The 4,225-nt window shown below is 42.1% G+C and carries 3 protein-coding genes and 1 tRNA gene; all 4 read left to right on the top strand.

Annotated features, from left to right (window positions below; genetic code table 11):
* Positions 1 to 171: 171 nt before the first annotated feature.
* The 4 genes from ACM0OS_RS28490 (at position 172) to gltX (ending at position 4,064) form a co-directional block, all read left to right on the top strand.
* On the top strand, positions 172 to 1,242 hold the full coding sequence (locus ACM0OS_RS28490; RefSeq protein ID WP_414546538.1) for a J domain-containing protein: 1,071 nt from the start codon (positions 172 to 174) through the stop codon (positions 1,240 to 1,242).
* A 108-nt stretch (positions 1,243 to 1,350) separates the two neighbouring features.
* A complete protein-coding gene (locus ACM0OS_RS28485; protein WP_414546537.1) occupies positions 1,351 to 2,265 on the top strand; it encodes an ATP adenylyltransferase family protein in 915 nt (304 codons plus the stop codon).
* Positions 2,266 to 2,405: 140 nt separating this feature from the next.
* Positions 2,406 to 2,479, top strand: a tRNA-Asp gene (locus ACM0OS_RS28480).
* A gap of 148 nt (positions 2,480 to 2,627) precedes the next feature.
* The gene (gene gltX / locus ACM0OS_RS28475) at positions 2,628 to 4,064 is read left to right on the top strand and encodes a glutamate--tRNA ligase (protein WP_414546536.1); all 1,437 of its coding nucleotides are present in this window, start codon (positions 2,628 to 2,630) and stop codon (positions 4,062 to 4,064) included.
* Positions 4,065 to 4,225: the final 161 nt, after the last annotated feature.

Raw genomic sequence — 4,225 nt, 5'->3', positions numbered from 1 at the left:
TCAGTCAGACTCCTGGTATACAAGCGGTTCAAGACTTTTCTGCACCACTAAGTAGCCCAAGTATTGACTGATTCATCTTGATGTTTCGGTTGTAAAATCTGTATGGCTGTAGGATCTGTATAAGGTTTAACGGTCTTATGCCTTTTAAGCTCATTCCCACTGAATCATCCCATGCCACGCAAATTATCATCCCCACACAGTAGCAATTCCACGGCATCACTGGCGCTTTCATCCCTCCATATCCGCCTAGAAGCCCTAGATAAAGAACATCAATGGCTTTTGAAACAAATTAAGAGAAAAAGGACTGAACTCAACAATTTTGTTGAACAAATGCGTTCTTTAGCCACAGATATATTTCATCGGTGTAGTCCCAGTTTCCAAAAAGTAGTAGATATTGACCGAGAAATTCATACTTTGTTTGCGGAAATTTTTGCTGTCAGAAAGTTTGGGAAACAAAGCAAAAAAGATGTTGAAACAGTTTATTATCAACTCCAGTTAGCGGGAATTATCAGCCCCAAACCAAGAACTGATGAAGAAGATGAAGATGAAGATACAGAATTAGATGACTTATTTGCAGACGATGAGCAAGAAGATGGTTTTTTTGGCGAGACGAATCAAGAATATCATCACTATCAAGCATCACAATCAGCACCAGATATTCCTGCTAAAAATAAATCAGATTCCGCCCGCAAAATTCGCCAGACATTTTTGAGTTTAGCTGAAATATTTCACCCGGATAAAGTCAAAGATGACGAAACGCAAATGCGTCATACAGAAATCATGAAAGAAATCAACAAGGCTTACCAAGAAGGTGATTTGGCGAGATTGTTGGAAATTGAACAGCAACATCAGGTGGGAGAGTTAATTGATACTAATAGTGAGGATGACTTAACTCGTACATGCAATCGTATAGAACAGCAAAATGAATTACTCAAAACTCAATATGAAAAATTGAAACAAGAATTGCGCTTGGTGAAAACTACTCCAGAAGGCGCAATGGTTTCTGATTGTCGCAAAGCTGTGAAAGAGGGAATAGATCCGATTACTCAAATGTTGGCACAAGTTGAATCTGAGATTGAGGTGATTACTGCTATTCGTGATTTTGTGAAGAAATTTCGAGAACAAAAAATGACTATCAAAGAATTTCTGGGAGGGCCAGAGGTGCTGCGTCACATGAATCGGCAAACTATGGAAGATATGCTGGAAGAGATGTTTGCTGAGTTAAATGAAATAATATTTTAAATCAACAATTAACAGGGAACGAAAATAAATACTGCTTGTTCCCTGTTTTCGCCAAGAAGCTTGGTAAGCAATAGATGATCAGTAGCGCAGAAAATTAGACACTGAATTATGTCACAGCCAAAAATATTACTGCAATCCGGTACTTTATGGACAAGTGTCAAACAAACAACTGAACACGCTTTAAAATGCGGGGCGTTGCTATCAATACCAACAAAATTTGAATTTGTTGAGCAAGATGGGGTGAGCTTCTTGGTACGTATTTTATCTAACCTAGAACGCAAGGATGCAGCCAAGCAGCAACAGCAGAAAAAAACCACTTCTACTCAGGATTTTAATCCTTTTCTTCCCTATGAAGAGGATTTATATGTGGCGGATATTTCTGATACTCATGTCTGTATTTTGAATAAATTCAATGTTGTTGACTATCACCTGTTAATCATTACCCGTGCTTTTGAAGAACAAGAAAGTTTACTCACTTTAGAAGACTTTACAGCTATGTGGGCCTGTTTAGCTGATTTTGATGGCTTGGCATTCTACAACAGCGGTAAGATTTCCGGAGCCAGCCAGCGACACAAGCATTTACAATTAGTACCTTTACCATTATCAGCATCAGGGATGCAAACACCTATGGAATTGTTACTTAAATCAGCCAAATTTCCCAACGCGATCGCAACTATACCAGAACTGCCTTTTGTACACGCTTTTGCATTACTAGATCCCCATTGGGCCCAGTCGCCGCTTGTAGCCGCAGCCAAGACTTTGGAGCTTTACTACGGTTTATTAAGTAGTGTGGGTTTAAATATAGTCAACGGCAATAAATTATCTGGTGCTTATAATCTTTTAGCTACAAAAGAATGGATGATAATTGTACCGCGATCGCAGGAACATTTTGCTTCAATTTCTGTAAACTCTTTAGGATTTGCGGGTGCATTGCTGGTACGCAACGAAACAGAAATGCAAATCCTCAAAAACCAAGGGCCGATGAATATCCTCAAGCAAGTGGCTTTCCCCACATCGCTATGAGCGCGAAAAACCACACTTTCTCCTGTTTTTTAGGGTTTTTTGGACTTTATATCATGACGCGAAAAAAACTTTTCAATTTCACTGCCAAAGTACTTGACAAGTAGAAAGAAAATAGAGATAATAACAAAGTTGCCAATCAAGGGACTGTAGTTCAATTGGTTAGAGCACCGCCCTGTCACGGCGGAAGTTGCGGGTTCGAGCCCCGTCAGTCCCGTTCTAACATCGAGTTATGTTTTTTGAATCCCCGTACATCACATATGTCTAACTGGGGATATTTGCGTATACACCTTAGTTTATTAACTCAGGACTGAGGGCTTGGTATAAGCTACATTTATCATGCTTCGTGAAAGAGAGAATTAACTGTGACTGTTAGAGTCCGTATTGCACCGAGTCCAACTGGTAATTTACATATTGGTACAGCTAGAACCGCTGTATTTAACTGGTTATTTGCCCGCCACCACGGTGGGAAATTTATTCTGAGAATTGAAGATACAGATTTAGAGCGATCGCGTCCCGAATACACAGAAAATATTCTGGCTGGTTTGAGTTGGCTGGGGCTGAACTGGGATGAAGGGCCGTTTTTTCAATCCCAACGCCTAGATATGTATAGAGAAGCGGTAGCAAAACTTCTAGAACAAGGATTGGCTTATCGCTGCTACACTACCTCAGAAGAACTAGACCTATTACGGGAAACCCAAAAAGCTAAAGGTGAAGCTCCCCGTTACGATAACCGTCACCGCAACCTGACACCAGAACAAGAAGCAGCCTACAAAGCCGAAGGACGTAGCTTTGTGATTCGCTTCAAAATCGACGATGGGCGAGAAATCGTCTGGAACGACCTGGTAAGGGGAAAAATGTCATGGAGAGGTAGCGATTTAGGCGGTGATATGGTCATTGCTCGCGCCTCAGAAACAGGTACTGGTCAACCACTGTACAACTTTGTGGTTGTGGTGGATGACATAGACATGCAAATTACCCATGTCATCCGGGGAGAAGACCACATAGCCAATACCGCCAAGCAAATTCTGTTATATGAAGCCTTTGGTGCCAAAATTCCCGAATTTGCCCACACACCCCTAATTTTGAACATGGAAGGGCGCAAGCTTTCCAAACGAGATGGAGTCACTTCTATTTCTGACTTTCAGAAAATGGGCTTTACATCTGAAGGCTTGGTAAATTATATGACATTGCTGGGTTGGTCGCCACCAGAGTCAACCGAAGAAATATTCACCTTAGAAACCGCAGCTAAAGAATTTACCTTTGAGCGTGTAAATAAAGCCGGGGCTAAATTCGACTGGGCCAAACTAGATTGGTTAAATAGTCAGTATATCCACAATATGCCCACAGATAAACTGACAGATTTAGTTATACCCGAATGGCAAGCAGCCGGATTTACCTTTACAGGCGGACGAGAACGCCCCTGGTTAGAACAGTTAGTCACTTTAATGAGCCAGAGTTTGGCTCGTCTGACAGATGCTGTAGAAATGAGCAAACTGTTTTTTAGCGAAACAGTAGAATTGACTGAAGAAGGTAGTCAGCAACTCCAACAAGAAGGTTCCGCTGTAGCTCTAAAAGCAATTCTCACAGCATTAGAAAATCAGCCCCAACTGTCAGAAGCAGCAGCCCAGGACATTATTAAACAGGTAGTCAAAGAGCAAAAACTGAAAAAAGGACTAGTCATGCGATCGCTCCGCGCCGCCTTAACTGGTGATGTTCATGGCCCCGATCTCATTCAATCCTGGTTACTCCTAAATCAGATTGGTTTAGACAAGCCACGTTTGCATCAGGCGATTGCTTGATGTAGGGAATAGGGGACAAGGAGACAAGGGGACAAGGAGACAAGGGGACAAGGGGACAAGGGGACAAGGCAATGGGGAAAATGTTGGTCATAGCTAGAAGTTTTTCCCCCCCTGCTCCCTGCCCCCTGCCCCCTGCTTCTTCTCCCCACTCCCTCATCTCC

Origin of the sequence: Nostoc sp. CCY0012 (assembly GCF_963920855.1) — a bacterium.
GTDB lineage: Bacteria > Cyanobacteriota > Cyanobacteriia > Cyanobacteriales > Nostocaceae > Cyanocohniella.
This window is presented reverse-complemented; position numbering and strand designations above follow the sequence as displayed.